This is a genomic window from Desulfovibrio ferrophilus (assembly GCF_003966735.1).
Taxonomy (GTDB): domain Bacteria; phylum Desulfobacterota; class Desulfovibrionia; order Desulfovibrionales; family Desulfovibrionaceae; genus Desulfovibrio_Q; species Desulfovibrio_Q ferrophilus.
The window spans coordinates 1,379,216-1,406,107 of sequence record NZ_AP017378.1; the positions used below are offsets into that span (position 1 = coordinate 1,379,216).

A 26,892-nucleotide genomic window follows, 5' to 3' on the forward strand; every position below is an offset into this window, starting at 1 on the left:
ATCTATCTCCTGTGACAGATGCGAAGACTCAGTATTTCGCGTTACATTTCGGGAACGACCTCACCGTACCTGCACTGAAAATCATTAATGATCTTTGCGTGATCAAAGGCCATGACCGCGGGCAGTTTTTCCAGAGGGAAAAATTGTGCCCTTGCCGCATCATCTCCCGCCTGCGGGTTCAAGCCTTCGGGTACTCGGGCTGTATAGACAACACTGAGAGTATGCTGCCTGGGGTCACGTTCAGGGTCGGAATACACACCAAGCAATCCGGTCAACGTGACAGGCAATCCTGTTTCTTCAAGGGCCTCACGGATTGCGGCGGCCTCAACAGTCTCTCCATAGTCCACGAATCCACCAGGCAAGGCCCAGCCATGAGGGGGATTGGAACGTTCGATGAGTACAATACCTCGCTCTGGTTCAAAAATTACGACATCGACGGTGGGGACGGGATTACGATAGTGCAGGACGGACTTCCCACAATGCGGACAGGGCTTTTCGAGAACCATCTGATCTCCACGAAACGTATGCTACGTCACAAAATTTAACGGTACTGGCTGACGACTGAAGTCCCACTTGCACCTCAAATCTGGAGGAGTGGGTATTCTCATTATAAATGATTTATATTGCAGGTGCATGCCTTTGACAAGACACTTTACAGAAAACCTCAGTATATTTCGCCCTACCGCCCGGCTAACGGTACAAGAATTTCAACTGCTCATTGATTCAAGATATAACCATTTATTACAGACAATTAGGACATCACCCCCCCTACCCTCAAACAGAGCAGATGGCACAGACTCGCACTCGCCACAAAGTCCTCTGACAAGGCACTACTCATTGCACAGTGATTGGGAGCATTAGAAAAGAAAGGCGCAAAACGGGAAGGGATGGATTCAGAAAAGAGGAAACCGGCTACTTCCGCCAAGAGAGTAGCCGGCTTCCCGAAAACGAAGGATGGATGATGCTAAGAGTATAGCACTAAGCATGCCAAACTCAGACAAAGGCAAAACATTCCCTTCAGCCCTTACCACACGTGGGTTTTCTGCCATCAGGCAAACCGGAGGCGAAGGGCTCCATAGTAAAATATTTTGTACTGTTTTGAGAATGTGCCGTGATGGCAACGAGGAGAGTATAAGATTTTAAACCATCGGAGACAGGGACTCGGGCATGAACCCCGCCCGGCGTAAGGCAGCCAGCGATACGGCCCCCTGGCGATAGACCGTGAGCCGACCTTGTCCTTCAAGCCCCACAACTGTGGACGGCAATCCACCGGAAGGCCAGGGCTTTTCAGCCAGCACTCCATCCACTTGAGAAGTCAGTTCAAGGTCAAGCAGCCTCGGGTCAGCCACGGCCGGGCGTCCACTGATATTTGCGCTGGTGGCAATGAGTGGCGCGCAACAATCCAGAGCCAGACGAGCAGCCAGAGGATGTGGCGTCACTCGCACACTAGTCAATCCCCGGCGGTCGTGCACCAGAGCAGGAAGCTCTTTCAAGGCCGGAACAAGCACGGATAATGGCCCCGGCCAGAAAGCCCGAGCCAGGCGCTCCAGATCAGGATCGCTCAGATCCGTGACCAGGGACAACTGCCCCACATCTCCCAATATCAATGGTAATGGTTTGTCCACGTCCCGAGACTTGAACTGATAAATGCGCGCTGCCGCGCCTGCATCCCTACCATCCGCTCCAACGGCATAAAGCGTCTCGGTGGGATAAACCAGGCAACCGCCCCTGGCCATAATGGCCGAGGCCTCGGCAAAGCTCAGGCTCATTTTGAGCACCACTCCTCAATCATGGCTTCAACCTCGTCGGCTCCATAGCTGGGACGATCATACATTCCCTTGACGTTTCGCTGGCGCCAGGCCTCGTACAGGATGACCGCAGCTGCCACGGATACGTTGAGACTTTGAACCATCCCCATCATGGGCACATAGATCTGATCCGGAACCAATGCATCCAATTCCGGGTCCACCCCACGGTGCTCATTGCCAAGCATAATAACGGTGGGCAGAGCCATATTCCATTCGGTCAAAGGCTTGGCTCGCTCCGAAAAACCAGTGGACAGAATCTGATAGCCCTGCTCACGCAATCCCCCCACCAACGAAGCAGCATCGGTATGACGCTGTTGCGAGACCCACTTCTTGGCGGAGGCCGATGATTTCTTGCCCAGATTCGGAAACGCGGTGTCGGTATAATACAGATCCACGGCATTGACGCCAAAGGCATCACAACTACGCAAAATGGCAGAGACATTATGCGGATCGTGCACATTGGCAACGAGCAATCGAAGATCTTTCTGGCGGCGTTCCACAACATGGCGAACGCGGGCCTTGCGGTTGTCTGTTCTGCACTGGGGGAGTTTCTTCATATCATTATCCTTCAGGTTTTACGTGGGGCCGTGAATACACTTTTTTTGTCGGGAAGCAAAATTCACCACACTCCGCGTCGTTTCAGGAGAGGAACTGCCCCCAAAGGATCATCGTAGAGAGCCCAAGCTTGACATGCCCCCCCGACTTCATGTCAATTTGTTCCATTCTGTTTCAAGACTGAAACATACCGAGACCATCATGCCCGACGCCATCTCCATAGTAGCCAGCCCCAGCGTTCAGGGGATTCTCAACTCGCCCATAGCATTTCAGCCATTGCTGGATGAAATCCCCATTGCCGTTGTCATTCTCGACAAGAACAGAAGAGTTGTCGCCATGAACCAGGCCGCCGAAGTCCTGACCGGACTCCCAGCCAAACGGGTCATGAACCTTCCCTGCCGACACGTCCTGCGGAGCAATGTCTGCGTCAAGAACTGCCCGCTGGTGTCCATTGATAACGATGGAGCGCCGGTGTGCGTAGAGGGTGATATCATCAATGTCGACCGACAGCGCATACCGGTCCGCATCACCGCCGCACGCATCCAGGGAATGGATGGCTCCACCCTGGGCTACATGGAAACCCTGGACAACATGAGCCTCATCCAGAATCTCGAACCCGAGAAACAAGCAGCCTTCGGATTTGCCGGCATCATTGCCCACAGCCCAAAAATGGAAAGCCTGTTTCAATTGATCCCCAGCGTTGCCCAGACCGATTCATCGGTACTCATCACTGGCGAAACCGGCACGGGCAAGGATCTTCTGGCTGATTCAATCCACCAGGCCTCGAGCCGAGCCAAAGGCCCCTTCGTCAAGGTCAACTGCGGCGCACTGCCCGAGACATTACTGGAAAGCGAACTCTTCGGGCACGTCAAAGGAGCTTTTACCGGTGCGGTGGAAAACAAGAGCGGCCGGTTCCGCCTGGCTCACAACGGCTCGCTGTTCCTGACAGAAATCGGCGATCTCCCCCTGGCCTTGCAGGTCAAACTCCTTTCCTTTCTGGACGACAAGACCTTCTACCCCATCGGAGCCTCAAAGCCAGCCAAGGTAGATGTGCGCATCATCGCCGCCACCCACCGCAATCTCGAAGAGATGGTCCGGGAGCGACGCTTCCGCGAAGATCTGCTTTTCCGACTGAATGTTGTCCGGATGCACCTGCCCCCCTTACGGGAACGCGGCGAGGACGCCGAATTGATCATGAATCATTTTCTCAACCGTTTTCGAACCACCTTCAAGAAAGGGGTCAAGATCTTCGATCCTCGGGCCAAAGACATGCTCCTTGACTATCACTACCCGGGAAACGTCCGAGAACTCCGCAATATCGTAGAATATGCGGTCAACGTCTGCGAAGACGAAACCATTACCGTGGATCACCTTCCGGCCTACCTGACCAACCCGGAGCGTTACGCCTCAGCCCCCCAACCAGCCAAAATCCCACAGCCACACACCGAAGCACGCCCCACAGACACACGCCCCCACGCCGCAAATTGGGAAGATGCCGAACGCGAGCTCATCATGGACGCCTTGGTACAGGCCAAGGGACGGCGAGGACAAGCCGCCGACACCTTGAACTGGGCACGTAGCACCCTGTGGCGCAAAATGAAGAAACACGGACTGGATGACAAAGGATAATCAATGAAAAAAGCACTCGTCACCCTGGACCTTGACCACGTTGCCTCCCGCTTCGATCTGACCGCAGAGGTCTGGATCGGACAGGTCGGACCGGATTCATCACCCAAAGGCAAAACGCTCGTTCTCTCCTCTGCCTCAGCGGATGAGTTGTGCAAACTGATACTCACTGAAAAAGCCGAAATTGTAGTCACCGGTGCCATTGAATACAAATTCTACGACTATCTGGAATGGAAAGGCGTCACCGTGTACGACTCCGTAGTGGGCCACCTGGATGCCGTAGTCGAAGCCCTGGATGCCGAGACACTCACACAGGGAGACATCCTCGACTTTGAAGCAAAGGCTCTATAATTCAGACAAACTGGATCCGCGCAACCCCATTCAAAACATTTTGAAACAAATCGAAACACACCTTTCGATTCAAAATGTTTCATTACGTCTCCACATCACCTTCTTGATCTTACCACCCCTGGAATCATTCATCTTTTTTCATGGCACGCTTTCTGCTCATAGAACGAAATGCTTGTGAAAATTTTGCCAATATGCTTTGGCAAAGAACCGTGCACGATTCATCTCGTGCCCAGGAGACAGATCGATCATGGCGTATACCGTCCTGTTCATCGCGCCGGAGGACAGCTTCCGACAACAGCTTTCGGTTCTGCTTGCTGCGCAGGGCTTACTCGTCACAGAGGAAGCAGATCCGGAGGAGGCCGTGCGGGTGCTGACGGATCATGGGGCTGACGTTGTTTTATATGCCACCGGAGAGTCACACGAAGACGATTTACGCCGAATCCAACGCATGCATGATGCCGCACCTAAAGCTGGAATCATTCTGCTTGAAAACGGAGGAAGCATTGATTTCGTCATGGAGGCCCGCAAGCGAGGCGTTTGGGACGACATCCTGATTCCCTTTGAATTGACCGAACTTCTGGAAAAAATCCGTGCCGCAGGAAAACGGGCCAGGCCCGAGGACAAGCAAGAGTAATTGCCCGGAGACGGCCAGCCAGAATCTGAACCGATTCGCTGCCGCCCGAAACGACTGGAGGAGGATGTTCAATGACTGTTTTGATCAAGGAGCTCATGATCCCCATTACGGAATACGTTTCCGTGGGACTGGAGAACTCCCTCTATGATTATTTCAAAATTCTTGATGATGACAAGGTCACCAAAGACAAGGGACACTCACATCGTGACGCCCTGGTATTTGACGACAACGGCACTATTATGGGTAAAGTCACCATGATGGATGTCTTCCTTGCTCTGGAACCTGGATACAAAAGCCTGCTCGATTCACTTTCGCCAGGTTCCATTCTGACCCCAGAGTACATGGCCAACCAATTCAAGGAAAACGACATCTGGGGCGAGCCTCTGGATAATTATTGTCAAAAGGCCGCAATGCTGAAAATCAAAGATATCATGCATGAGCCTAAAGAAGATGAATATGTCGAAGCCGACAGATCTATTGGCTCGGCTTTGAATCGCTATGTCGCCGGCATCCATCAGCCACTTCTTGTCCGCGAAGGCGGCAAGGTCGTTGGCGTCCTGCGTTACGGCGATGTATTCGGCAAGATCAAAGAACTGACCCTGGCCTGCAGCATATAGCCAAGCCACTGTTTCAAACCGACAAAGACGGAAGGTAAATTTTATCATGACTGCCGCAACCAAGACCGCCGAATCCTTCGACTGGAAACGGCTTATCTTCATGCTGCTAGGCGTGGGCCTCTTCACGATTGTCTATTATTCACCCGCCTGGCCCGATGCTGTGGACCCCCAGGGCCAGCATTTCCTCCTCTCACGAGAAGGCAAAGGCGCACTCGCCGTATTCCTGCTCGCAGGCACATGGTGGGTATTCGAAGTCGTCCCCATTGGTGTGACCTCACTGATGATCGGCATCCTGCAGGCCATGTTCCTGATCCGCCCGGCCAAGGCCGCGTTCAAGGATTTCATGGACCCATCCGTAATGTTCATCTTCGCCTCTCTGGTCATCGGCACCGTGTTTACCAAGACCGGTCTGACCAAGAGACTTGCCTACAAGATGCTGGACATCGTGGGCGAACGAACATCCATGATCTATCTGGGCAGCTTCGTGGTTTGTGCCGCACTGACCCACATCATGGCCCACACCGCAGTGGCCGCGACCTTGTACCCGCTGCTGATCGCCATCTACAGCCTGTACACCGACGACCCAAAGACCCCCACCAAGTTCGGCAAGGGTCTGTTCATGGGCATGGCCTATGTCGCAGGCGCGGGCTCCATCGTCACCTTGCTGGGTGCGGCCCGTGGCGCAGTGGCCCTGGGCTTCTATAAAGACATCATGGACAAGGACATCACGTTCTTCGAGCTCAGCTACTACATGGCACCCATCGGCTGGCTGATGACCTTCCTGCTGTGGGGCTTCTTCATGGTCGTGTGCAAGCCCGAAAAGAAGACCATACCCGGTTTGCGCGAGAAGGCTCGTGAACTGAACGCCTCTTTGGGCTCCCTGAAACGGAATGAAATCATGGCTGCACTCATCGTGGGTATTGCCATCGTGATCATGAGCCTCCGCTCCTTTATCCCTGCGCTGCAGGCCATCGACAAAACCGCCATCATCCTGATGACCACGGTCCTGTTCTATGTCTTCAAGATTCTTGACCTCAAGGATCTGGAGGAAGTTCCCTGGAATATTATTCTGCTCTTTGCCGGTGCCATGTCCATCGGTTTCTGCCTCTGGGAAACCGGCGCTGCCAAGTGGATGGCCGTTAACTGGCTGACCATGTTCCAGGAAGCGCACTGGTTCGTGTTTGTGATGAGCATCGCCTTCTTCGTCATGATGATGACCAACTTCATCATGAACGTGGCCGCCATCGCGATCTCGCTCCCGGTGGCCCTGGTCATCGCGCCTTATCTGGGCGTGACCGGCGAAGTCATTTTGTTCTCCTCCCTGATTGTGGCTGGTATGCCTTTCCTGCTGCTGGTCGGCGCGGCTCCCAATGCCATTGCCTACAACTCAAAGCAGTTTACCAGTGGGGAGTTCTTCATGTACGGTGTGCCGGCATCGATTCTGCTGATGATCGTCACAGGCTTCGCCGTCTACGTCCTGTGGCCCCTCATGGGCATGTCAACCACCCTGCCTGTCGGCGGCTAGCTGCCAGCGGCGGGGCTATACTGAAGACCACGGCTCGGCTCCGTAATCACTATGGAGCCGAGCCCTACTCCGCCAACCCAATCGTTTCCGGAGCAAGCAATGGACCAGCTGAAGAATCTCATCGAAAGCATCATTACCCGCGTCAACGTCAACCTGCACGAATTCGTGGACGTGGGGCCTCACCTTCGAACCATCGTTTCCCAAGAGAACCTGTCATCCTTCTATGCCTTTTACGGCCTGACCCCAACTCACCCTCTGCATTTCAAATTCTCGGAATCATGCCTGTCCGGCACCTACTTTCTGGGCAAATGCGAAGTGACCCGCTCGGTCCTCTACAAGAGCGACATCCGCGGCGACGAACTCAAGCGCAAAGGTGATGTGGTCAAATTCGAAGACATGGAGCTCAAACTATACAATGATGAGTTCATTGCCATCCGTGACAGCTTCCTGATCAAGACTCTGGTCCATAACAAGTCTCACGACCCCGAAAACCTTGAAAAATTCGCAATTCGCAATACCGTTGCTCTGCACTGGGCCAACATCCATGGCGCCCCCATGGACGGCTGTTTCCTGGAGCCCTTTGCCACCGTCGACCTGACCAGTGCGCACAACTGCGCATTCGGCACGCACAGCTATGTTCAGGCCGGAGAGCTTTCGCACACCTATGTGGAGCCGGGGCGCATCTGGGTCAAAGCCGAGGGAGCCTTCGAGTTTGACTATAAATTCCCCCGTGAAATCCTCGACAAGTACGTCAAGTACGAGCCTGGCAAGCCCCCCACTGGCAAGATGCTGGACTATGTGGAGGAACGGAAAGCAGACTTCATCCCCATCTACAGTTCAGTGACTCAGGAAACCCAGCTCAATGTGCCGGGGAGTGCATCCCTGTCGCCCTATGCCGTGGTTAAAGGCAACTGCAGCGTGGATGAAAATGTACTGGTCTGCCAGCGGGCCTATCTGGAAGAAGCATCTCTGGGGCAAGGAGCCAACGCCCAGGAGAACTGCTACATCGTGCATTCCCGCCTGGATGGCATGAACGTCACCGCACATGGCGGCAAGATCATCCACGCCCACTGCGGCCCCAACTGCTTCGTCGGCTTCAACGCCTTCGTTCACGGCACACCGGAAAACCCCGTACAGGTGGGCAAGGGCTGCATTATCATGCCCCACACCATCATCGACGCCGACGAGCCTCTTGAAATCCCCGATGGCACACTTGTTTGGGGATTTGTGGGTTCCAAGGCCGATCTGGAGCGAAACTCCATCGCCATTTCACGCCTCAAAGAATTCAGTGGTGAAACCACCTTCGGCGATATGAGCTTCTCCGGATCGGGCAAGGCATTTGTGGACGCCTTCGCTCATCGCATTCAGCACATCTTGGAAGAAAATGGAGCCTATTTCGAAAGCGGCGACAATGGCATCGGCCACGCCCAGCAGAACAACGAAATGTCCTTTAACATCGTACAGCCTTATCCGGATGGCCCGCTGAAGGGACTCTACCCCACGGTCGAGATCTCCCCAGCTCATCTGGACATGTTCTAGGGGGCTTACGGAAAGGACGAAACGAAGAACACGACAATTTCGGAGATATATCAGGAAACTTACTGTGATTTCAGCTTAATGCAAGTCACACGGTGCTTGCGGGGCAGATTCTCCAAGCCTGTTATTTAAATATTCCGCCTTTGGGGAATTTTTCACAAGGAGTGTCCTTGAAGTCCGTACTCATTTATGTATGTAATGTTTCCGGCCCTTAGGGCCGGAAACATTCATCGTTTTGTCAACCCGCACCAACAGTTGCAAGGAAAGACAATGGTATACAACCGCAAACAGTCCAAAAAGAGAAAGCCGAGACGCCGGTTCGGGGCCATGGCCCTGACCTTTCTCATCATGGCGCTCAGCTGGATCGTACTCTCAGGTCAATTCGATCCATTTCATATGAGCCTGGGAGTCATCTCCTGCGCCATTGTGGCCTGGTTTTCGTCTGACCTCTTGTTCCCTCCGGACTCCAGAGCTGCCATCACCGGAACCTGGTTCAGATTCATCATGTACATCCCCTGGCTGATCTGGGAAATCATGAAAGCCAATGTCTGGCTCATGTATCTCGCCTTTCACCCCAGGATGATGGACAAGATCTCCCCCCGGGTCATCAAGATCGACTCCAACCTGAAGGGAACCATGTCCCGCCTGACCTATGCCAATTCCATTACGCTCACCCCCGGCACCATCACGGTTCACGTTGATATCAACGGCCGTTACACCGTGCATGCCATCGATCAGAAGTCCGCTGACGGACTGCCCGGGGACATGGAGCACAAAATCGCCAAAACCTTCGGGGAGGACTAGATGGACGGATTCTTTCTGACCACTGCACTGATCCTCATCGGACTGATGCTCATGACCTTGTATCGTGCCATTGTCGGCCCCACGGTCCTCGACCGCTTGTTGGGCGTCAACGGTATCGGTTCCAAAACCGTTGTTTTGCTGGTCATCGCCGGGCACCTCTTCCATCGTGAGGAAATGTTCGTCGATATCGCGCTGGCCTATGGCATGCTGAACTTCATTGCTGTCATCGCCTCCGCAAAATTCTTCCAAAAACGCAAGGGGTTGCACCAAGAACCCCAGGGCCAATAGGAGAACCCCATGCTCGACATCATCGTTGTGACGCTGCTTGTCCTTGGGCTGATCGTCTTTTTTGGCGGCTCCCTTGGTATCGTGCGTTTTCCCGACTTTTATTCCCGCCTGCATCCCGCAGGCAAGATGGACACCCTGGCCTCGCTGTTCATGCTTGGTGGACTTGCCCTGTATGAACTCAATGACATCAGCAGCACCTCAGTGCTCACGGCTCTGAAAATCATGCTGATCCTGGTCTTTGTATTCATCGCCAGTCCTACGGCCACCCACGCCATCGTGGATGCCGGATTCCGGGCCGGACAGAAACCATGGACTCAGGGCCAACCAAGGAGATAGCGACCATGATCTGGCAAATCGATACAGCCATGCTCCTGTTGGTGGTGGTGGTCGCCATCGCCTCGTTGCAGGTCAAGGACCTGCTCGGCGCTGGCATCCTCTTCGGAGCATACAGCTTCATGATGTGCGTACTCTGGACCGTCATGGGCGCTGTTGACGTCGCCTTTACCGAGGCCACCGTCGGCGCGGGTGTGTCCACCGTACTGTTCATCGCTGCGGTGTTCAGAACATCAAGGAGGACGAAGGACTGATGAAAAAACTCGCTTCTGTCACCATCCTCCTGTTGGGCATCATGCTCATCGCCATCACCGCGGAATTCCCGCGCTGGGGTGATCCGCAGTCACCTGCGTCCACGTACCTCTCACCGCATTTCATCGAGAAAACCATCGAGGAAACCTCAGTTCCGAACATCGTCACTGCCGTCCTTGGAGACTATCGAGGGTACGACACCATGTTCGAAACCACCGTTGTCTTCTGCGCCGGTGCGGCCTGCTTCTTCATCCTTGGGGCCTTCCGCCGCGAGGATGACGATCAGATCCGCTACTTCCGTCACAAGGACACGGGCGTGGTCCTCAAGGTCAAACCCAACGGCACCCGTCCCAATTCCCGGTCGGACTTCGAACGCATCGACCCCACCTGGACCCCTTATGACTTCATCGTCTCCCGGGTAGCCAGCCTGATGATCCCGTTCATCCAGCTCTTCGGACTGTATGTCGTGGCCCACGGGCACCACAGCCCCGGCGGTGGTTTCCAGGGCGGCGTCATCCTGGCCGCTGGCTTCCTGTTGCTGGCCCTGTCGCATAACCTGCGTACCCTTTCCGCACGCGTCAGCAACAAGACCCTGGGACTGATGTCCGCATCGGGCGTACTGATTTACGCTGGATGGGGTGCCTTGGCCCTGTTGTTCGGCGGCAACTTCCTGGACTACTCGGTGCTTGGCGTACTGCTCGGCCTCGATCCCATCGCCGCCCGCTCCATGGGTATCCTGATCGTCGAGATCGGGGTGGCCCTGACGGTCATGTCCACCATGGTCATCATCTATAATAACGTCGCTTCTGTCGGCGCATACGACGAGGGGCTGTAACCATGATGGAATTCCTGGAAACGGTCCTCACGGCCAAATACAATTATTGGATTTATATCATTCTGATGATGATCGGCATCTGGGCCATGATCGCCAAGGTCAACCTGATCAAGAAAATCATCGGCATGAACATCTTCCAGACCGCGATCATTCTGTTCTACGTGTCCATCGGCGCGAAAAAAGGCGGAACGATCCCAATTCTGGAGCATGCTCCCGGGCATGGGCACGACTACATCATGGATGCGGACAAATACATCAACCCGCTCCCTCATGTATTGATGCTCACCGCCATCGTCGTGTCCGTGGCCACTCTCGGTGTGGCTCTGGCCCTGGCGCTCAAAGTCTACCGCGAGCATCAGACGCTGGATGAAGACGAAATCTTAAGCCACTTGAGTGAGTAGCCATGATCGATCAATATCCATCACTTATCCTGATCGCACCGCTGCTGTTCGCGCTTTTCGTGTTCATCAGCGCCTGGTTCAGCCGAAAGCCCGCCTTCATCATGTCGGCACTTGCTCTCGGACTGTCTGCGGCTGCGGCCATGGGCCTGCTGGGGCAGGTCATCGCCAATGGGCCGCTCTCCTACCGAATCGGTGGATGGGCACCCCCCATGGGTATCGAATACTATGTCGATCACCTCAACGCCCTGGTGCTGTTCGTCGTTTCGTCCCTGGCCTTCTGGAACCTCATTGCCACCCGGCCCGACATCGAAAAGAGCTACGGTGACAAGGCTCCGGTCTTCTATACCTTGTATCTGCTCTCCGTAGCAGGTCACCTGGGTATCGTGGTCACGGGAGACGCGTTCAACCTCTATGTCCTGCTGGAAATCGCAGCCCTCTCAGGCTACGCGCTCCTTGCCATGGGCAATACCCGAGCCCAGTTGTCCACCTTGCGCTACCTGTTCATGGGGACCGTGGGTGCGTCCTTCTACCTGCTCGGCGTCGGCTACATGTACATCATGACCGGCTCGCTCAACATGCTGGACCTGCAACGCCTGCTGCCCAGCCTGTACGGATCTCCCGCCATTGCAGCGGCCTTCGGACTGGTGCTGGTGGGCATCTTCATCAAGATGGCGTTCTTCCCGATGCATGCCTGGTTACCAGGCGCATATTCGGACGCAAACTCTCCGGCTTCCAGTCTCATCGCCCCCATGACAACCAAAGTCATGGTCTACGCCATGATCCGCATGTGCCTGACCGTGTTCACCCCCGAGTTCACCTTCAAGGCCGCCTGGTTTGCAGATGGCATTGTCTGGGCAGCGGTGGTCGCCATGGTTATGGGAGCCTTCTTTGCTCTGTCCCAAAAGGACATGAAAAAGATGCTGACCTTCGTCCTCATCTCCGAGGTGGGGTATATGGTCGGCGGCTTCTGGCTTGGTAACCGACTGGGGATCACCGGCTCCATGCTGCACATCGTCAACGACGCAGTCATGACCCTGTGCGTTTTCCTGTGTGTGGGCTGCATCGCCTACCGCACCGGCTCCACGAAGTTTGAAGCCCTTCAGGGCTTGTCACGCAAACAGCCTTTCACCATGGCCGCGCTGGTCATCGGTGCGCTGGCCATGATCGGCGTGCCTCCCACCTGTGGGTTCTACTCCAAGTGGTACCTGATTCTGGGTGGACTCGATGCCGGACATTACGGATTCGTGGCCGCACTGGTCTTCTCAAGCCTGATGAACGTCATTCTGTTCTTCAGAATCTTCGAAATCGCCTTCTTCGAGCCTTACGGCGACATGCATGGCGACCACTACCACGGACCGCCGCATGAAAAGATTCAGGATGCTCCCTGGAGCATGGTCCTGCCTCTGCTCGTCGTGGCCGTCGGCCTTGTGGTTCTGGGGCTGTACTCCGGCTTCATCGTCACCAACATCATCGACTTCGCCATCCCGGCGACCATCATCTAGGGAGCTATCGATATGGAATACATCGAATCCATCCGACCGCTTCTCGCCGTGCTGGTCTCCCTGGCCGCCATGCCGTTCATCGCGGCAGCCGGGAAAAGGCCCAATCTGCGCGAAGCCGTCACCTTCACCGCCGCCGGCATCAAGCTCGCCCTTATCGTGAGCATGGTCCCTGCAGTACTTGCTGGTGCCCAATACACATACACCCTGTTCGAGGTCCTGCCCGGCGTGCCCATCGCCTTCCGAGTGGATGGCCTCGGCCTGATGTTCGCCATGGTCTCCGCACCGCTTTGGATCGTGGTGTCCCTGTACACCATCGGCTACATGCGAGGCCTCAAGGAACACAGTCAGACCCGGTTCGCGACGTTCTTCGCCCTGGCGTTGTCGTCCACAATCGGTGTGGCCTTCTCGGCCAACCTGCTGACCATGTACATGTTCTACGAGATTCTCTCACTGTCCACGTACCCACTGGTCGCACACATGCAGACCCCCGAGGCGAGAGTCTCCGGTCGCAAATACATCGGCTACATCATGGGCACGTCCATCGGCCTGGCTCTGCCAGCCATGCTCATCGCCTACTTCCAGGCCGGAACCCTGGACTTCGGTCCGCAGGGCTTCCTGTCCGGTAATGTCACCCCCGAGGTGGCCACGGCACTGCTTGTGATGTTCGTCTTCGGCTTTGCCAAAGCCGGTATCATGCCGTTCCACTCGTGGCTGCCAGCAGCCATGGTCGCCCCGACCCCGGTTTCGGCCCTGCTGCACGCAGTGGCGGTCGTCAAGGTCGGTGTGTTCTCCATCGTGCGTGTGGTTACAGGCGTATTCGGCGTAGACATGCTCAGGGATTTGAACCTGGGCACGCTCATCGCCACCATCGCCTCGGTGACAATCATCACAGCCTCGCTCATAGCACTCTCGCAGGACGGCCTGAAACGCCGACTGGCCTTCTCGACCATCGGTCAGCTGTCCTACATCGTATTGGGCATGGGGCTGTTGGCTCCCAAAGCTCTGCTGGGTGGCTCGGTCCACATCGCCATGCACGCCTTCGGCAAGATCACGCTGTTCATGTGCGCCGGCGCCATCTTCGTAGCCACCGGCAAAAAGAACATCAGTGAGATGGTCGGCATCGGCAAACGAATGCCCATCACCATGATCTGCTTCCTGATCGGGTCACTCTCGGTCATCGGCATCCCTCCCACGGGCGGTTTCTTCAGCAAGTGGTACCTCTTGCAGGGCACCCTGGAATCCGGCCAATGGGAATTCATGATCGTGCTGCTGGTCAGTTCGCTGCTTAACGCGGCCTACTTCCTGCCCATCGTGTACAAGGCCTTCTTCTGCACTGAAGAAGAGAACATGTTCCCCGGACCGCGCAACGAAGGACCCGTGCAATGCACGATCCCCATCATTACCACTGCGGTAATCACCCTGGGACTGTTCTTCTTTTACGACATCTTCACCGGACTGGCCGCCATCGGCCTCGGTGTCCCGGCACCTTAACGGAGAACGAGACGGCCATGAGTCATAAAAAAGAATTCGATTGGTTTGACCACGACAAGAACAGGAAGCTTCTCTGGAAGCTCCTGTGGGGCACCTGTGCCCTGACCGTCATTGCCGAGGCGTTTGTGCACGTGCACCCGCATTTCTCGTTCGACGGTATCTTCGGGTTCTCGGCACTGCTGGGCTTCGCGTCCTGCTCGGTGCTGATCATCCTGGCAAAACTGCTGGGACTGGTCCTGAAAGTGAGGGAGGACTACTATGACCGCTAGTCTTCTCTTCCCCCCGGCCTTCATCCTGATTCTCGGCGCCCTGCTGGTGCCGCTGATCCCGGGCAAGGCCAAAAACATCTATGTCATTGCCCTGCCCGCCCTGGCTTTCTGGATGATCAGCCAGTTGCCGCACGGTGAGCTCTTGAGCGTGCACTTCTTCGGACATGATCTGTCCCTGCTTCGGGTGGACAAGCTGTCCAAGATCTTCGGCTATGTGTTCACCCTGAACGCAACGATTGTCTGCATCTATGCCTTCTACCTGAAAGACTCCCAACAGCACATGTCCGCCCTTGGATACATAGGCGGCGCGCTGGGAGTTGTTTTCTCGGGTGACCTGATCACCCTGTACTTCTTCTGGGAATGGATGGCCGTGTGTTCGACCTTCCTGATCCTGGCCCGCAGGACCCCCAAGGCTTACGGCGCTGGTTATCGCTACGTGATGCTTCACCTGTTTGGCGGGCTGGTCCTGCTGGCGGGTATTGTGCTGCACATCAACGGCACCGGCTCCATCGGATTCGATGCCTTCACTGATCGCACTCTGGCATCCTACCTGATTCTGGCAGGCATCCTGGTCAACGCGGCGGCACCGCCGTTCCATGCCTGGCTGTCCGACGCCTACCCCGAAGCCACCGTTACCGGCGGATTGATCCTGTCGGCTTACACCACCAAAACATCGGTCTACACGCTGATCCGCGGGTATGCCGGATATGAAATCCTGATCGTCGTCGGTTGTGTGATGGCTCTGTACGGAATCATCTACGCCCTGCTTGAAAACGACATGCGCCGCATCCTGGCCTATTCCATCATCAACCAGGTCGGCTTCATGATCTGCGGTATCGGCATCGGCACTGCCATGAGCCTGAACGGCGCAGCGGCACACGCCTTCTGCCACATCATCTACAAATCGCTGTTGTGGATGAGCGCGGGCTCCGTGCTCTACATGACCGGCAAAAGCAAATGCACGGAACTGGGTGGTCTGTACAAGACCATGCCCTGGACCATGATCTTCGGAACTATAGGGGCACTGGCGATCTCGTCCGTGCCGTTCACCAGTGGTTACACCTCCAAGCCCCTGATCATCGAGGCAGCCGTAAACCAGCATCTTGTCTGGCCCTGGCTGATCCTGGAAATCGCTTCGGCGGGTGTGTTCCTGCACGCGGGTATCAAATTCCCGTACTTCGTGTTCTTCAACCAGGACAGAGGGCTCAGGCCCGGTGAGCCGCCGCACAAGACCATGCTCTGGGCCATGGGCATCATGGCCTTTTTGTGCATTTTCCTGGGCTGCTACCCCGCGCCGCTGTATGCTCTGCTGCCCTTTGAGATGGAACCGCATGTCCCCTACACTCTGAGTGGAGTGATCAAGCAGTTCCAGTTGCTGATGCTCTCAGCTTTGGCGTTCTTCGTGTTCCTGAAGCTTCTGAAGCGGACGGACACCATCGCCATCGACACCGACATCATCTGGCGCAAGGGTGGCCGTTGGTTCTACATCTGCATGGACAAGGGTCTGAACTTCGTCAACTACGCATTCAACGAGTTGATGCACAAGGGCGCTGCCACCGGACTGGGCCGATACTTCTCCGAAGGGCCGCTGAACATGACCCTGGCGGTACTTCCTGCGGACGAGGCCAAGCGTGAGCAGATCACCAGATACTTCCGGGCTGGCATCTCGCCCATCGGACTTTCCGTGGCCGTGGCCGCCCTGTATCTGTTCGGTTTCATCATCCTGACCCTGCCTTAGCAGGGCCTTTAAGAAAACAAGAGGATATTCAGATATGATCAGCATCGACGACCTCAAGAACGTCCCCCTGTTGCAGGGATTGCCCGACCAGGTATTCGAAAAGCTTCTCAAGATCGCCCAGCTCGAGTCCGTGAAGGAAGGTGACGTGGTCTACGACGCCGAGCAGGAAGCCGAAAACCTCTACATGGTCAAGAACGGTAAGGTGGTCCTGGAATCCGACCTCATGGAAGGCACCGCCGTGACCCTGGCTTCCATCAAGCCCGGGTACATCTTCGGCTGGTACGGCATGATCCCCTCGTCGCATCATTCCATGCGTGCTGTCGCTACCACGGACAGCGATCTCATCGTGTTGCCCGGTTACGAATTGAGAATGTTCATGGACGATGACCATACCTTCGGCTACCAGTTCATGAACAAGATCTTCATGCTCATGAAACTGCGTCTGGACCGCCGTACGAGCCAGTTCCTGAAAGTTCTGGCCAAGCACCCGGACCTTCAAGGCTAACCACCTGATATCAAAACAACTAACAACGGCCCGGAGCATCCTGTTCCGGGCCGTTTTTCATTGTCTCCTTGGATACAGCCTGAAATCCGAGTTGTCAGGTATGGCACTTTATAAAAAAGTATGCTACGCAGTCACTCGTTCAGTTCACGGCCTGTCCCAAGCAATTCAAGGAGCTCCAATGCCTGTTTCCTGCCATCGTCTGTTCGTTGCCCTTCTTCTCTGCGCGATTCTCGCCATACCACTTCCTGCCCATGCCCACCGCTCGAATATCTTCGCTTGGGCAGAAGGCGATACCATCCATGTGGAATGCGCTTTCTCCGGTGGAAAACCCGCCATGGGAGCCCCCATCCAGGTCTTGGACAATGCGACTGGCACCCTTGTTACGGAAGGACAAACAGACAAAGAAGGGCTCTGCACCTTTGCCATCCCCACCAAGGCCCGGGAGCAGCGCATGGACCTCAAACTCGTACTCATTGCCGGTGAAGGCCATCGGGGCGAATGGATTATCACTGCCGACGAATACCTCGGTGAAGCTGAGGCTGACAAAGCAGCAACTCCTTCTTCACAGGCTATTGAACCAACAACCACAGCCTCCTCTACGATTGATGGCGCCATGCGTACAGCCTCCCTCGACGAAGCAACGCTCAAGCGCATTGTAGATGAGGCCATCAGCAAACGCATTGCTCCACTCAATCACAAGCTTGCCGCAATGGCCGAGCCCGGTCCCAAGGCTTCTGACATCTTCGGTGGTATCGGATACATTCTCGGCCTGTTCGGTATAGCAGCCTATTTCAAGAGCAAAAGCAGCCGCTGATGGCCTGCTCCACAGATACATTCTCCACCGCGGAGCAACGATGATCGAAGATGCCTTTTCCAGTGGCAAAAGCCCCATACATCGCCTGGACCCCCGGTTCAGACTGGCCGGGGCCACGGCTTGGACCGTTTGCATTGCACTGCTCTCAACTCCGCCCTGCGCTGCTGCCGCCCTCGGAATTTCCTTGCTGCTATTAACAATATCCAGACCTCCCTTGCGCTGTCTGCTTTCCCGCCTGCTGGCCGTGAACGTATTCATCTTATTCCTGTGGGCCATACTGCCCTTTTCCCAGCCTGGTGCGCCCGTCTTTGATGTCTGGCTATTCACTGCCACTCATGAGGGACTTGCCCTCGCAGGGTTGATCACTTTGAAATCCAACGCCATCGTCCTGGCCTTTATCGCACTGGTAGCGACCATCCCGGTGACTGAACTTGGCCGGGCCCTGCGCCGTCTGAAGGTCCCGGACAAACTGGCGTATCTCCTGGTGTTCACCTATCGCTACATCTTTGTCATGGCCGGGGAATACCAACGTATGCGACAGGCCATGCGCATTCGCGGATTCACCCCCCGAACCAATCTGCACTCCTACCGCACCCTGGCTTATCTCGCTGGAATGGTTCTGGTCCGCGGACTGGACAGATCCGAACGAGTCTACAACGCCATGCTCTGCCGCGCATTCACCGGACGTTTCAGGTCTTTGAATGGACTGTCAGCCACTGGTGCCGACGCAGCCTTTCTGATACTGATACTTGCTGCTTCCGCCGCCATCGCACTTTATGACCTGGGATACACGCTGACATGACCACGCCGCTGTTCGAGCTTCAAAAAATCACCTATGCCTATCCCTGCCGCAAGCCAGTGCTGGATGAATTGGATTTCTGCTTCGAGCAAGGCGCAAACATTGGTCTGATCGGCCCCAATGGTTCCGGCAAGACGACCCTTGCCCACATCGTCATGGGGCTCATCAACCCAAACTCCGGTACCATTCTGCACCGGGGCCACCCCATCTCGGATGAAAAGGGCTTTGCGACCCTGCGCAAGGAAGTTGGCTTACTCTTCCAGAATGCCGACGACCAGCTCTTCTACCCCACTGTACTGGAAGATGTGGCCTTCGGCCCCCTAAACCTGGGCAAATCCCCTGCCGAGGCCGCCGAAATCGCACACACAACCTTGCGCCACCTCGGCCTTGAAGGCTTTGAAGAACGCATCACCTACAAACTTTCAGGCGGTGAAAAGAAGCTCGTCTCCCTGGCAACGGTGCTGGCCATGGAACCCAAGGCCGTATTTCTGGACGAACCCACCAACGCCCTGGACGTGGACACCCGCCACAGACTGATCCACATCCTGAATGAACTGGCTTTGCCACGCATCATCATCTCTCACGACTACGATTTTCTGGCGCAGACCACGAAGGACATCTACGCCATGAAGGATGGTAAGATCCGCTTTGACGGGCACACGGCGACCCACGAACATGTGCATGCCCACACTCACGACCACCAGAACGGCCACAACCATGCTCAGGCCCATTCCCATGAAAGCGGACACTCTCACGGTCATGCCCACACCCATAGCCATCGCCACGAACACCTGCATGGTGATGTGCCCCACACTCACGGCGACTAGCTCCACACAGCCGTCTTCCATTCTCCTTCATCATAAGCCAATTTTCTGCTAGTCTGCGGACTTGCGCAGACAGGGGCACCCCACGCGCCAAAGGAATCCCATGAGAAAAGGCATACTACTCGTTGCATTCGGCTCCAGCCGCCAGGAAGCTCACCTGTCTCTTCGACAATTCGAGGAACGGGTCCGCAACCGCTTCCCGGACATCCCCGTTCGCTGGGGGTTCACGTCCGGTATCGTGCGTGGCAAGCTGGCCGACAAGGGTAAAAAAACCGATTCCTCGGACAAGGCGCTGCAAAAGATGCTGTTCGAACGATATACTCATGTTGCCGTTCAGTCTCTGCACGTCATCACCGGCAAGGAATATGAAGCCCTGGCCACAGACGTGGACCAGTTTGCCGAACGCACGAACGGGTTTGACTCCGTCAGCCTGGGGCGTCCACTCATTGGCGGCGAGGAAGATGTCCCCCGCGTTGTGGAGGCAATCCTGTCGCACCTGCCCCCGGACCGAAAGGCGCAGGAAGCCGTTGTCCTCATGGGCCACGGCACCTGGCACGCAGGGGACAGCCTCTATGACACTCTCTATGATGCCATGCAGACCAAAGACCCGAACATCTTTGTAGCCACCATGGATGGGCGCCTGACCATCGAAAGTGTTCGAGACGAGCTTCTGGCCCGTGGCATGAACAAGGCATGGCTCGTCCCCCTACTGGCTCTTCCTGGCCGACATGTGCAGAAAGACATGTGTGGCAGTGGCCCAGACTCCTGGGTCTCCATTCTTGACGCAGCAGGTATCAGCACATCATGCGTGGTGCGTGGCACAGCCGAATATGATGGCTACGCAGACATCTGGCTGGATCACCTGGCCGAAGCTCTGAACCAGCTCTAACCTCAGTCCTCCTTTTACATCCCCCCCCATCCTTTGCCTCCTTTCAAAACAGTCTTGTATTAGACTCTTCCGCTATGATAGACTTGTTCTCCATTTAACCACTGATAGTGTCGTAATTCAGGGATCTCTACCAAGGAGGACCCATGCGGTTCCGCGATCTCAATATCGGTACCAGGCTCAGCATCGGCTTCGGCTTGGTACTGACTGTCATTGCCTTGATGACTACCGTTATTTATTCAGAACTTTCAGACATCCAATCGAACTCTGAACAGATCGCGCACGAAAGCCTGCCGTTCACTTTGGCTGCCTCAAGGATGAAACTTGCAACAGCCCATGTTCAACAATGGGTGACCGATGTCGCAGCCACCCATAACACCGAGGGGTTAAAAGATGCCGATGAGGCCGCTGGGGCCTTCCGGACCGACCTCGACAAATTCAAATCCATGTTCCAGCAGGAAAACGCTCAGGACGAACTACGAAACCTCGCTGCCCTGTCCGATATGTTCGAAGAATTCTATGCCACTGGGCAACGTATGACCCAAGCCTATCTGAATGAAGGCCTTGAGGCTGGCAACCTGATCATGGAAGAATTCGACACCGACTCCGCCGCTCTCGGTGGATCCATCGACAAACTTCTTGCAGTGCAGACCCGGGAAGCCGAAGAAATGTCGATCGGCATCACCACGGATGCCAGCAGCGCCACCTTGATCACTATCATTCTCGGTACCGTGGCCCTGTTTATTGGCGTTATCTCAACAATCCTTACGACCAGAAGCATCACTCACCCAGTCAACAAAGGCGTCTCCTTTGCAGAAAACATGGCAGAGGGTGACTTCACCTCACGGCTGGACGTTGACTCCAAGGACGAAGTCGGGCATCTCGCCCAGGCTCTGAACACGATGGCTGATAGACTGACCGACGTTGTGCAAGGTGTTCAAGGTGCCAGTGCCAGCGTGGCCTCCGGCAGTGAAGAACTCTCCGCCTCATCCGAGGCCTTGTCACAAGGCGCGAGCGAGCAGGCAGCAGCCGTTGAAGAAATTTCAGCGACAATGGAAGAAATGGCTCAGGGTATCCTGCAAAATGCCGACACAGCCAGACAGACGGAAGATATCGCCACAAAAGCTGCAAATGATGCGGAACAAAGCGGTGACGCCGTCACCCAATCCGTACAAGCCATGCGGGACATTGCCGAAAAAATCTCCATTGTGGAGGAAATCGCACGTCAAACCAACCTCCTGGCGCTCAATGCGGCCATCGAGGCCGCTCGGGCAGGAGAACACGGGAAAGGCTTTGCCGTTGTCGCCGCCGAAGTTCGCAAGCTTGCAGAAAGAAGCGGTGGTGCCGCTGCTGAGATCAGTCACCTCTCCACCTCCAGCCTGGATGTTGCCGAACGGGCGGGCACCATGCTCACGGAGCTGGTTCCCGAGATCAAAAGGAATGCAGATCTGGTTCAAGAAATAGCTGCCGCCTGCACGGAACAAAGTGAAGGTGCCCGGCAGGTCAACGAGTCCCTGTCGCAACTCGATCAGACCGTGCAACAGAATGCTTCGGGCTCAGAAGAAATTGCGGCCACTTCCGAAAGCCTGTCCAGCGAAGCCGAAGAAATGAACAAGCACGTTTCCTTCTTCCGCATCAACAGCTCCTCCACCGGAAACTCATCATCTTCGGCCATGATTTCTCGCCACAGGATCGAAGCCAACACATTCGAACATCAATTATCCCACGAGCCTGATGACGATGATGAATTCACAAGATTCTGACCCCCACGGAACCCGTAAACAAGAAGCCGCCGGAGCGAACTCCGGCGGCTTTATTCTTCTCCATCCTTCCCCTACTCCCATGCAGAACAACTCCTGGTTTAAACAACCACTCAAAAGTGGCTGAATGCGAGACGCAAAAACGGTTCATACTCTTGCGTATAACCAATACGCAAGAGTATGAACCGTTTGCAGTAACAAAGCAGACAGCCACTTCTCAGTGGTTTTACGCCCAGCGGATCAGACCCAGACTATGCGAATCCAGCAGGTTGGCATGACTAGGCAGAACCCTCACGTTAAACCCGTAACGCCCCGGAGAACTGGGTTTGAACATGCCACTGAAACGGCGCCAGCCATCGTCTGTTGTGTCCCTTGGTTCCATGGACTTGGTGCGCCGGTCGGTGAACACGCCTTCATGGTCCACGCCGCCGCTGTAAATCTCCACAGTGACGTCTTCGGCTGTCAGTCCGTTCAGATTGACCTCGCAATCGACTTCAATGGCCTCACCCACATGGACCTGGCCTGGCTCACGAGACACCACATTGCGAATCTCCACACCATGCCAGCAAGTCATGATTTCCATGCGCCACTGGGCCAGAGCCTTGGCCTTGGCAAAATTGTCGGCAGCCAGATCATTATAATTCGAATAGGCAGGCCGATACGCCACCTTTGCATACTCCTCCACCATGCGATGACCGTTGAATACCGGACCAAGCTTGAGCAGGGCCTTTTTCATGCGCCTGATCCACGTCCGAGGCAAATTGCCATGCCCACGCTCATAGAACTCTGGGACCAGATCGTTCTCCAATAAATTATATAAAGTTTGGGATTCCACAAAATCCTGATGCTCAAGATCGTCGTAATACTCACCCATCCCGATAGCCCAACCCAGACTGTTATTGGACTCATAGGCTTCAGCCCACCAGCCATCTAGCGTACTACAATGCAAGACACCGTTGGCCATGGCCTTCATGCCCGAGGTTCCACAAGCCTCAAGAGGTACACGCGGGGTATTCAGCCAAACATCACAACCCTGCACCATGTATTCGGCCACATCCATGTCATAGTCAGTCAAAAACACCATCTTGTTGCGACATTTGGGGGTCCGACAAAGCTGGACCAATTCCTGGATCAAGCGCTTTCCTTCATTATCCTTAGGATGCGCCTTTCCTGCAAAAATGAACTGAATGGGCCGCTCGGTTCGTGAAATGAGCTTCAAGAGCCGTGACTTGTCCTGCAGCAAGAGATTTGCCCGTTTGTAGGTGGCAAACCGCCTCGCGAACCCGATGGTCAATGCTCCGGGATCAAGCACATCATCCGCAGCCTCAATCTCCTTGTAGCGGGCTCCGCGTTCCGTCAACTCGGCCCGCAGCCGCATGCGCACAAAGTCAACCAATCGTTCACGTAGCCGTTCGTGCGTGCGCCACAGTTCGGAGTCAGGGATGGCATCCGCATTGCGCCAAACCCGATCGCAATCCGGGTCTTCCCGCCAGTTGGCCCCCAAGAAACGGTCATAAAGCACGGCCATGTCCGCCGCCACCCATGACGGATGGTGCACCCCGTTGGTGATGGCCCCGATGGGCACGTCCTGCAGCGGGAATTGTGGCCAAACGCGTTGCCACATCTTACGCGAGACCTCGCCGTGCAGTTTGCTGACGCCATTGTTGAATCGTGACAACCGAAGCGCCAATACCGTCATGCAGAAAGACTCAGCATCATCACGCGGGTCTTCCCTGCCCAAGGCCAGAAAAACCTTGAAGGCAATGCCCATATCACGGGCATAGCCCTCGAAATAACGCTGCATGAGATCAGGCGGAAAGCGGTCATTACCGGCTGGCACAGGGGTGTGGGTGGTGAACACGCAACTGGATGCCGTAAGCTCACTGGCAGCCTCAAACGAAATGTCACGATCCTGCATGAATCGCCGGATGCGTTCCAGCCCGGCAAAGGCCGAATGGCCCTCATTCATGTGGATGACCGTGGGCGAAAGGCCCAAGACATCAAGAGCCATCATGCCGCCAATACCCAGCAGGACCTCCTGCTTGAGGCGCATTTCCAGATCACCGCCATACAGTCGTGTGGTCAGTTCCCGAACCTCGGGAGGATTCTCAGTGATATTGGTATCCATCAGATACAGATTCACCCGCCCCACTGCGGCTTTCCAGATGCGCACCACCACTTTCTGACCACGGAGATCGAGGAGAAATTTCAGCGGTTCTCCGGCCTCGTTCATGACCTCGGTCAATGGCATCTGTTCGAAATCATAGACAGGGTAGCGCTCATTCTGCCAGGCATCCGGGGTCAGATACTGACGAAAATAGCCCTGAGTATAGCAAAGGCCCACACCAACAAGAGGGAGGTTCAAGTCACTGGCTGACTTCAGATGGTCTCCCGCCAGGATGCCCAAACCACCGGAATAGATGGGCAGGCAGGGGGTAATCCCGAATTCGAAAGAAAAATAGGCAATCACGGGCTGGGAGGTATCACGCCCTTTGAACTCCACTGCGGAGGCCGTACTCCCCAGATAGGCAGACAGGGATTCCACCGTTTCGGTCATCCGATCCAGAAACAGCTCGTCGTTGGACAAGTCCACAAGCATTTCCTGAGGCAGCATATTGATGAAGGCCACCGGATTGCCGCCGCTCTCGCGCCACAGACGTGCATCAATTCGCGAGAACAGATCCACTATCCGGTCGTTCCAGGCGAACCAGAAGTTGTAGGCAAGACTCCACAACGGCTTCAGATTTTTGGGAAGTTTGGGCACCACGCTGTATGTCTGGATCGGTTTCATGCATCCTCCATCCCGAGAGTTTCATGGCCCGGGTGATTTTTGACGCTATTCCGCTCCTTCTCTTGTGCCAACGAGGGAGAAAAAAGGCAAGACGTATACGTTATGAAACCAGATAGTCACAACATGTTGCTTTGACTTCACCGCCAACCTGGAATAATTCTGTTCGTCCGTGACGCAATTCGCGGGATTAACGCTTCATCATCACAACGGAGACTCCCATGACGGCCCCAGCTCCCATCGAAGTCAACTTCAAGATTCTGCACCCGCTGGCAGCCGAAATGCCTCCTGCCTATTCCACAACCGGCAGCGCGGGTTTCGACCTGCGTGCCTGCATCGATCAGGACGAAATCGAGATTCCCGCTGGGGGGCGCCATGCCTTTGGCACTGGAATCGCCATTGATATCCGCGAACCCGGCTGGGCAGCCTTCATCTATTCGCGCAGCGGATTGGGCACCAAAAAGGGGCTCACCGTAAGCCAGGGAGTAGGCGTCATTGACCCCGACTACAGGGGAGAAATCATTGTCTCAATTCTGAACACCTCAGGCCAGCGACGACGAATTCAGCGCGGAGAGCGCATCGCACAGTTGGTGTTCATGCCCTTTCGCCAGGGAAAAATGACCCAGGTGGAAGAATTGTCCGACACCTCCCGCGGCAGTGGGGGCTTCGGATCGACCGGTAAACTCTAGGAGCAGACAATGACTTTCGAAGAACTGAAAGAAAAAGATTCAAAATATATTTGCAACACCTATGGCCGTTACCCCCTGGCTATCGCCCGGGGCGAAGGCTGCCGTCTCTATGACCTGGACGGCAGGGAATACATCGACCTGCTGGCGGGTATCGCCGTGGTCAATCTGGGACATGGTAACCCCGCACTGCTCGAGACCATCAACACGCAGTACAAGAAGCTCGTGCATGTCTCCAATCTCTTCTATCAGGAAGAAGGCCCTACTCTGGCCGAAAAGCTGACCGCCACCTGTGGTGCGGACAAGGTCTTCTTCTGCAACTCCGGGGCCGAGGCCAACGAAGCAGCCATCAAACTCGCCCGGCGCTACATGCGCACCGTGGCAAAGCGCGACGCCTACGAGATCATCACCCTGGAAGGATCCTTCCACGGGCGGACCATGGCCACCATGACTGCCACGGGACAGGCCCACTTCAGCAAACACTTCCAGCCGCTGCCCGGAGGCTTCACTTCCGTGCCCTTCGGCGATCTGAAGGCCATGGCTGAAGCCATTGGCCCGCAGACCGCAGGCGTACTCATCGAAGTCATTCAGGGCGAAGGTGGCATCCGTCCTCTCTCCGAGGAATATCTGCTGGGCCTGGAAAAGCTGTGTGTGGAAAGAGACGTGCTGTTCATGATCGACGAAGTGCAGACCGGCATGTGTCGGACCGGAAAATTCTGGGCGCACCAGGAATTCGGTCTGGCTCCGGATATTTTCACCACCGCCAAACCCCTGGCCAACGGCCTGCCCATGGGAGCCATGTTCGCCACTGTCGAGGCGGCGCAGGGCTTTGAGCCCGGCACCCACGCCACAACGTTTGGCGCGGGTGCACTGACAGCCGCAGTAGCCTCAAAGGTCGTGGATATCATGCTTGAAGACGACCTGGCCGGGCGGGCAGCCGAAGTAGGTGACTACGCCCAGTCCCTGTTCCGGGCCGTCCAGAACAAGCATCCCGAAAAAATCGCCGAAGTCCGCGGACGGGGACTGATGCTGGCCATTGAACTCTCGTGCGACGGAGCCGATATCTGGAAGGCCCTCATCGGCAAGGGGTTCATCCTGAATCTGACTCAAGGCAACGTTTTGCGTATGCTGCCACCGCTGGTCATCGAGAAAGCGGACATGGAGCATTTCGCCCGCACGCTGGAAGAAATTCTGGCTGGCTAGAGCCACCGCGACACCCCATTCACACAGGCTGCTGCTCACCCTACGGAGGGCAGCAGCCTTGA

At 55.6% G+C, this 26,892-nt stretch carries 28 protein-coding genes; 24 read left to right on the forward strand and 4 right to left on the reverse strand.

The window, feature by feature from the left end; translation table 11 throughout:
- Positions 1 to 41 precede the first annotated feature (41 nt).
- The 3 genes from EL361_RS06435 to EL361_RS06445 form a co-directional block, all read right to left on the reverse strand.
- Positions 42 to 506: an NUDIX domain-containing protein gene (locus EL361_RS06435; RefSeq protein ID WP_126377748.1), complete on the reverse strand. Its 465-nt coding sequence runs from the start codon at positions 504 to 506 to the stop codon at positions 42 to 44.
- A gap of 633 nt (positions 507 to 1,139) precedes the next feature.
- Entirely contained in the window at positions 1,140 to 1,769 is a 630-nt protein-coding gene (locus tag EL361_RS06440) for an L-threonylcarbamoyladenylate synthase (RefSeq protein ID WP_126377750.1), read from the reverse strand.
- On the reverse strand, positions 1,766 to 2,365 hold the full coding sequence (locus tag EL361_RS06445; RefSeq protein ID WP_126377752.1) for a TrmH family RNA methyltransferase: 600 nt from the start codon (positions 2,363 to 2,365) through the stop codon (positions 1,766 to 1,768). Before EL361_RS06445 ends, EL361_RS06440 begins: the two co-directional genes overlap by 4 nt.
- A gap of 199 nt (positions 2,366 to 2,564) precedes the next feature.
- Between EL361_RS06445 and EL361_RS06450 the strand changes: the two genes are divergently transcribed.
- The 22 genes from EL361_RS06450 (at position 2,565) to EL361_RS06555 (ending at position 22,156) form a co-directional block, all read left to right on the forward strand.
- Positions 2,565 to 3,992 (forward strand): sigma-54 interaction domain-containing protein, encoded by a 1,428-nt coding sequence (locus EL361_RS06450; RefSeq protein ID WP_126377754.1) that lies wholly within the window; start codon positions 2,565 to 2,567, stop codon positions 3,990 to 3,992.
- A gap of 3 nt (positions 3,993 to 3,995) precedes the next feature.
- Positions 3,996 to 4,340, forward strand: a complete 345-nt coding sequence (locus EL361_RS06455) for a NifB/NifX family molybdenum-iron cluster-binding protein (RefSeq protein ID WP_126377756.1) — start codon at positions 3,996 to 3,998, stop codon at positions 4,338 to 4,340.
- Between the two features lie 247 nt (positions 4,341 to 4,587).
- Positions 4,588 to 4,974, forward strand: a complete 387-nt coding sequence (locus EL361_RS06460; RefSeq protein ID WP_126377758.1) for a DNA-binding transcriptional response regulator — start codon at positions 4,588 to 4,590, stop codon at positions 4,972 to 4,974.
- A 71-nt stretch (positions 4,975 to 5,045) separates the two neighbouring features.
- Entirely contained in the window at positions 5,046 to 5,591 is a 546-nt protein-coding gene (locus tag EL361_RS06465) for a hypothetical protein (protein ID WP_126377760.1), read from the forward strand.
- Between the two features lie 46 nt (positions 5,592 to 5,637).
- Positions 5,638 to 7,116 (forward strand): SLC13 family permease, encoded by a 1,479-nt coding sequence (locus EL361_RS06470; RefSeq protein WP_126377762.1) that lies wholly within the window; start codon positions 5,638 to 5,640, stop codon positions 7,114 to 7,116.
- 99 nt (positions 7,117 to 7,215) lie between these two features.
- Positions 7,216 to 8,655 (forward strand): transferase, encoded by a 1,440-nt coding sequence (locus EL361_RS06475; protein WP_126377764.1) that lies wholly within the window; start codon positions 7,216 to 7,218, stop codon positions 8,653 to 8,655.
- Positions 8,656 to 8,922: 267 nt separating this feature from the next.
- On the forward strand, positions 8,923 to 9,456 hold the full coding sequence (locus EL361_RS06480) for a Na+/H+ antiporter subunit E (RefSeq protein ID WP_197723456.1): 534 nt from the start codon (positions 8,923 to 8,925) through the stop codon (positions 9,454 to 9,456).
- Positions 9,457 to 9,744 carry an MrpF/PhaF family protein gene (locus EL361_RS06485; protein ID WP_126377766.1) on the forward strand — a complete coding sequence of 96 codons (288 nt, stop codon included), beginning with the start codon at positions 9,457 to 9,459 and terminating at the stop codon, positions 9,742 to 9,744.
- 9 nt (positions 9,745 to 9,753) lie between these two features.
- Positions 9,754 to 10,080 carry a monovalent cation/H(+) antiporter subunit G gene (gene mnhG / locus EL361_RS06490; RefSeq protein WP_126377768.1) on the forward strand — a complete coding sequence of 109 codons (327 nt, stop codon included), beginning with the start codon at positions 9,754 to 9,756 and terminating at the stop codon, positions 10,078 to 10,080.
- Positions 10,081 to 10,085: 5 nt separating this feature from the next.
- Positions 10,086 to 10,331 (forward strand): Na(+)/H(+) antiporter subunit B, encoded by a 246-nt coding sequence (locus EL361_RS06495; RefSeq protein WP_126377770.1) that lies wholly within the window; start codon positions 10,086 to 10,088, stop codon positions 10,329 to 10,331.
- The gene (locus EL361_RS06500; RefSeq protein WP_126377772.1) at positions 10,331 to 11,164 is read left to right on the forward strand and encodes a Na(+)/H(+) antiporter subunit B; all 834 of its coding nucleotides are present in this window, start codon (positions 10,331 to 10,333) and stop codon (positions 11,162 to 11,164) included. The genes EL361_RS06495 and EL361_RS06500 overlap by 1 nt, the downstream gene beginning before the upstream one ends.
- A gap of 2 nt (positions 11,165 to 11,166) precedes the next feature.
- Positions 11,167 to 11,565: a cation:proton antiporter subunit C gene (locus tag EL361_RS06505; RefSeq protein WP_338031065.1), complete on the forward strand. Its 399-nt coding sequence runs from the start codon at positions 11,167 to 11,169 to the stop codon at positions 11,563 to 11,565.
- A 2-nt stretch (positions 11,566 to 11,567) separates the two neighbouring features.
- On the forward strand, positions 11,568 to 13,067 hold the full coding sequence (locus tag EL361_RS06510) for a complex I subunit 5 family protein (protein ID WP_126377774.1): 1,500 nt from the start codon (positions 11,568 to 11,570) through the stop codon (positions 13,065 to 13,067).
- Positions 13,068 to 13,079: 12 nt separating this feature from the next.
- A complete protein-coding gene (locus EL361_RS06515) occupies positions 13,080 to 14,558 on the forward strand; it encodes a monovalent cation/H+ antiporter subunit D family protein (protein ID WP_126377776.1) in 1,479 nt (492 codons plus the stop codon).
- Positions 14,559 to 14,575: 17 nt separating this feature from the next.
- Entirely contained in the window at positions 14,576 to 14,827 is a 252-nt protein-coding gene (locus tag EL361_RS06520; RefSeq protein WP_126377778.1) for a hypothetical protein, read from the forward strand.
- A complete protein-coding gene (locus EL361_RS06525) occupies positions 14,817 to 16,565 on the forward strand; it encodes a Na(+)/H(+) antiporter subunit D (RefSeq protein ID WP_126377780.1) in 1,749 nt (582 codons plus the stop codon). Before EL361_RS06520 ends, EL361_RS06525 begins: the two co-directional genes overlap by 11 nt.
- 34 nt (positions 16,566 to 16,599) lie before the next feature.
- Positions 16,600 to 17,070: a Crp/Fnr family transcriptional regulator gene (locus tag EL361_RS06530; RefSeq protein WP_126377782.1), complete on the forward strand. Its 471-nt coding sequence runs from the start codon at positions 16,600 to 16,602 to the stop codon at positions 17,068 to 17,070.
- Between the two features lie 178 nt (positions 17,071 to 17,248).
- Positions 17,249 to 17,884 (forward strand): hypothetical protein, encoded by a 636-nt coding sequence (locus tag EL361_RS06535; protein WP_126377784.1) that lies wholly within the window; start codon positions 17,249 to 17,251, stop codon positions 17,882 to 17,884.
- A gap of 40 nt (positions 17,885 to 17,924) precedes the next feature.
- The gene (cbiQ, locus tag EL361_RS06540; RefSeq protein ID WP_126377790.1) at positions 17,925 to 18,686 is read left to right on the forward strand and encodes a cobalt ECF transporter T component CbiQ; all 762 of its coding nucleotides are present in this window, start codon (positions 17,925 to 17,927) and stop codon (positions 18,684 to 18,686) included.
- Positions 18,683 to 19,510 (forward strand): ATP-binding cassette domain-containing protein, encoded by an 828-nt coding sequence (locus EL361_RS06545; protein ID WP_126377792.1) that lies wholly within the window; start codon positions 18,683 to 18,685, stop codon positions 19,508 to 19,510. The genes cbiQ and EL361_RS06545 overlap by 4 nt, the downstream gene beginning before the upstream one ends.
- A 100-nt stretch (positions 19,511 to 19,610) precedes the next feature.
- The gene (locus tag EL361_RS06550) at positions 19,611 to 20,396 is read left to right on the forward strand and encodes a sirohydrochlorin cobaltochelatase (protein WP_126377794.1); all 786 of its coding nucleotides are present in this window, start codon (positions 19,611 to 19,613) and stop codon (positions 20,394 to 20,396) included.
- Between the two features lie 143 nt (positions 20,397 to 20,539).
- On the forward strand, positions 20,540 to 22,156 hold the full coding sequence (locus EL361_RS06555) for a methyl-accepting chemotaxis protein (RefSeq protein WP_126377796.1): 1,617 nt from the start codon (positions 20,540 to 20,542) through the stop codon (positions 22,154 to 22,156).
- 223 nt (positions 22,157 to 22,379) lie between these two features.
- On the opposite strand, the gene glgP is transcribed toward EL361_RS06555, so the two are convergent.
- Complete coding sequence (gene glgP, locus EL361_RS06560; RefSeq protein WP_126377799.1) at positions 22,380 to 24,944, reverse strand: alpha-glucan family phosphorylase; 2,565 nt, start codon at positions 24,942 to 24,944, stop codon at positions 22,380 to 22,382.
- Between the two features lie 218 nt (positions 24,945 to 25,162).
- Between glgP and dut the strand changes: the two genes are divergently transcribed.
- Together dut and EL361_RS06570 are read left to right on the forward strand one after the other, a co-directional pair.
- Positions 25,163 to 25,630: a dUTP diphosphatase gene (dut, locus tag EL361_RS06565; RefSeq protein WP_126377801.1), complete on the forward strand. Its 468-nt coding sequence runs from the start codon at positions 25,163 to 25,165 to the stop codon at positions 25,628 to 25,630.
- A 9-nt stretch (positions 25,631 to 25,639) separates the two neighbouring features.
- Positions 25,640 to 26,830, forward strand: a complete 1,191-nt coding sequence (locus tag EL361_RS06570; RefSeq protein ID WP_126377803.1) for an aspartate aminotransferase family protein — start codon at positions 25,640 to 25,642, stop codon at positions 26,828 to 26,830.
- Positions 26,831 to 26,892 lie beyond the last annotated feature (62 nt).

Bases quoted from the DNA above. Each gene is read 5' to 3' on its own strand.
- EL361_RS06470 (WP_126377762.1), top strand. From the start codon at position 5,638: ATGACTGCCGCAACCAAGACCGCCGAATCCTTCGACTGGAAACGGCTT.
- EL361_RS06545 (WP_126377792.1), top strand. From the start codon at position 18,683: ATGACCACGCCGCTGTTCGAGCTTCAAAAAATCACCTATGCCTATCCC.
- EL361_RS06495 (WP_126377770.1), top strand. From the start codon at position 10,086: ATGATCTGGCAAATCGATACAGCCATGCTCCTGTTGGTGGTGGTGGTC.
- EL361_RS06460 (WP_126377758.1), top strand. From the start codon at position 4,588: ATGGCGTATACCGTCCTGTTCATCGCGCCGGAGGACAGCTTCCGACAA.
- EL361_RS06570 (WP_126377803.1), top strand. From the start codon at position 25,640: ATGACTTTCGAAGAACTGAAAGAAAAAGATTCAAAATATATTTGCAAC.
- EL361_RS06475 (WP_126377764.1), top strand. From the start codon at position 7,216: ATGGACCAGCTGAAGAATCTCATCGAAAGCATCATTACCCGCGTCAAC.
- EL361_RS06525 (WP_126377780.1), top strand. From the start codon at position 14,817: ATGACCGCTAGTCTTCTCTTCCCCCCGGCCTTCATCCTGATTCTCGGC.
- EL361_RS06535 (WP_126377784.1), top strand. From the start codon at position 17,249: ATGCCTGTTTCCTGCCATCGTCTGTTCGTTGCCCTTCTTCTCTGCGCG.
- EL361_RS06555 (WP_126377796.1), top strand. From the start codon at position 20,540: ATGCGGTTCCGCGATCTCAATATCGGTACCAGGCTCAGCATCGGCTTC.
- EL361_RS06500 (WP_126377772.1), top strand. From the start codon at position 10,331: ATGAAAAAACTCGCTTCTGTCACCATCCTCCTGTTGGGCATCATGCTC.
- EL361_RS06445 (WP_126377752.1), bottom strand. From the start codon at position 2,365: ATGAAGAAACTCCCCCAGTGCAGAACAGACAACCGCAAGGCCCGCGTT.
- cbiQ (WP_126377790.1), top strand. From the start codon at position 17,925: ATGATCGAAGATGCCTTTTCCAGTGGCAAAAGCCCCATACATCGCCTG.
- mnhG (WP_126377768.1), top strand. From the start codon at position 9,754: ATGCTCGACATCATCGTTGTGACGCTGCTTGTCCTTGGGCTGATCGTC.
- EL361_RS06485 (WP_126377766.1), top strand. From the start codon at position 9,457: ATGGACGGATTCTTTCTGACCACTGCACTGATCCTCATCGGACTGATG.
- EL361_RS06440 (WP_126377750.1), bottom strand. From the start codon at position 1,769: ATGAGCCTGAGCTTTGCCGAGGCCTCGGCCATTATGGCCAGGGGCGGT.
- EL361_RS06480 (WP_197723456.1), top strand. From the start codon at position 8,923: ATGGTATACAACCGCAAACAGTCCAAAAAGAGAAAGCCGAGACGCCGG.
- EL361_RS06505 (WP_338031065.1), top strand. From the start codon at position 11,167: ATGATGGAATTCCTGGAAACGGTCCTCACGGCCAAATACAATTATTGG.
- EL361_RS06465 (WP_126377760.1), top strand. From the start codon at position 5,046: ATGACTGTTTTGATCAAGGAGCTCATGATCCCCATTACGGAATACGTT.
- EL361_RS06550 (WP_126377794.1), top strand. From the start codon at position 19,611: ATGAGAAAAGGCATACTACTCGTTGCATTCGGCTCCAGCCGCCAGGAA.
- glgP (WP_126377799.1), bottom strand. From the start codon at position 24,944: ATGAAACCGATCCAGACATACAGCGTGGTGCCCAAACTTCCCAAAAAT.
- EL361_RS06510 (WP_126377774.1), top strand. From the start codon at position 11,568: ATGATCGATCAATATCCATCACTTATCCTGATCGCACCGCTGCTGTTC.
- EL361_RS06515 (WP_126377776.1), top strand. From the start codon at position 13,080: ATGGAATACATCGAATCCATCCGACCGCTTCTCGCCGTGCTGGTCTCC.
- EL361_RS06435 (WP_126377748.1), bottom strand. From the start codon at position 506: ATGGTTCTCGAAAAGCCCTGTCCGCATTGTGGGAAGTCCGTCCTGCAC.
- EL361_RS06520 (WP_126377778.1), top strand. From the start codon at position 14,576: ATGAGTCATAAAAAAGAATTCGATTGGTTTGACCACGACAAGAACAGG.
- EL361_RS06530 (WP_126377782.1), top strand. From the start codon at position 16,600: ATGATCAGCATCGACGACCTCAAGAACGTCCCCCTGTTGCAGGGATTG.
- dut (WP_126377801.1), top strand. From the start codon at position 25,163: ATGACGGCCCCAGCTCCCATCGAAGTCAACTTCAAGATTCTGCACCCG.
- EL361_RS06450 (WP_126377754.1), top strand. From the start codon at position 2,565: ATGCCCGACGCCATCTCCATAGTAGCCAGCCCCAGCGTTCAGGGGATT.
- EL361_RS06455 (WP_126377756.1), top strand. From the start codon at position 3,996: ATGAAAAAAGCACTCGTCACCCTGGACCTTGACCACGTTGCCTCCCGC.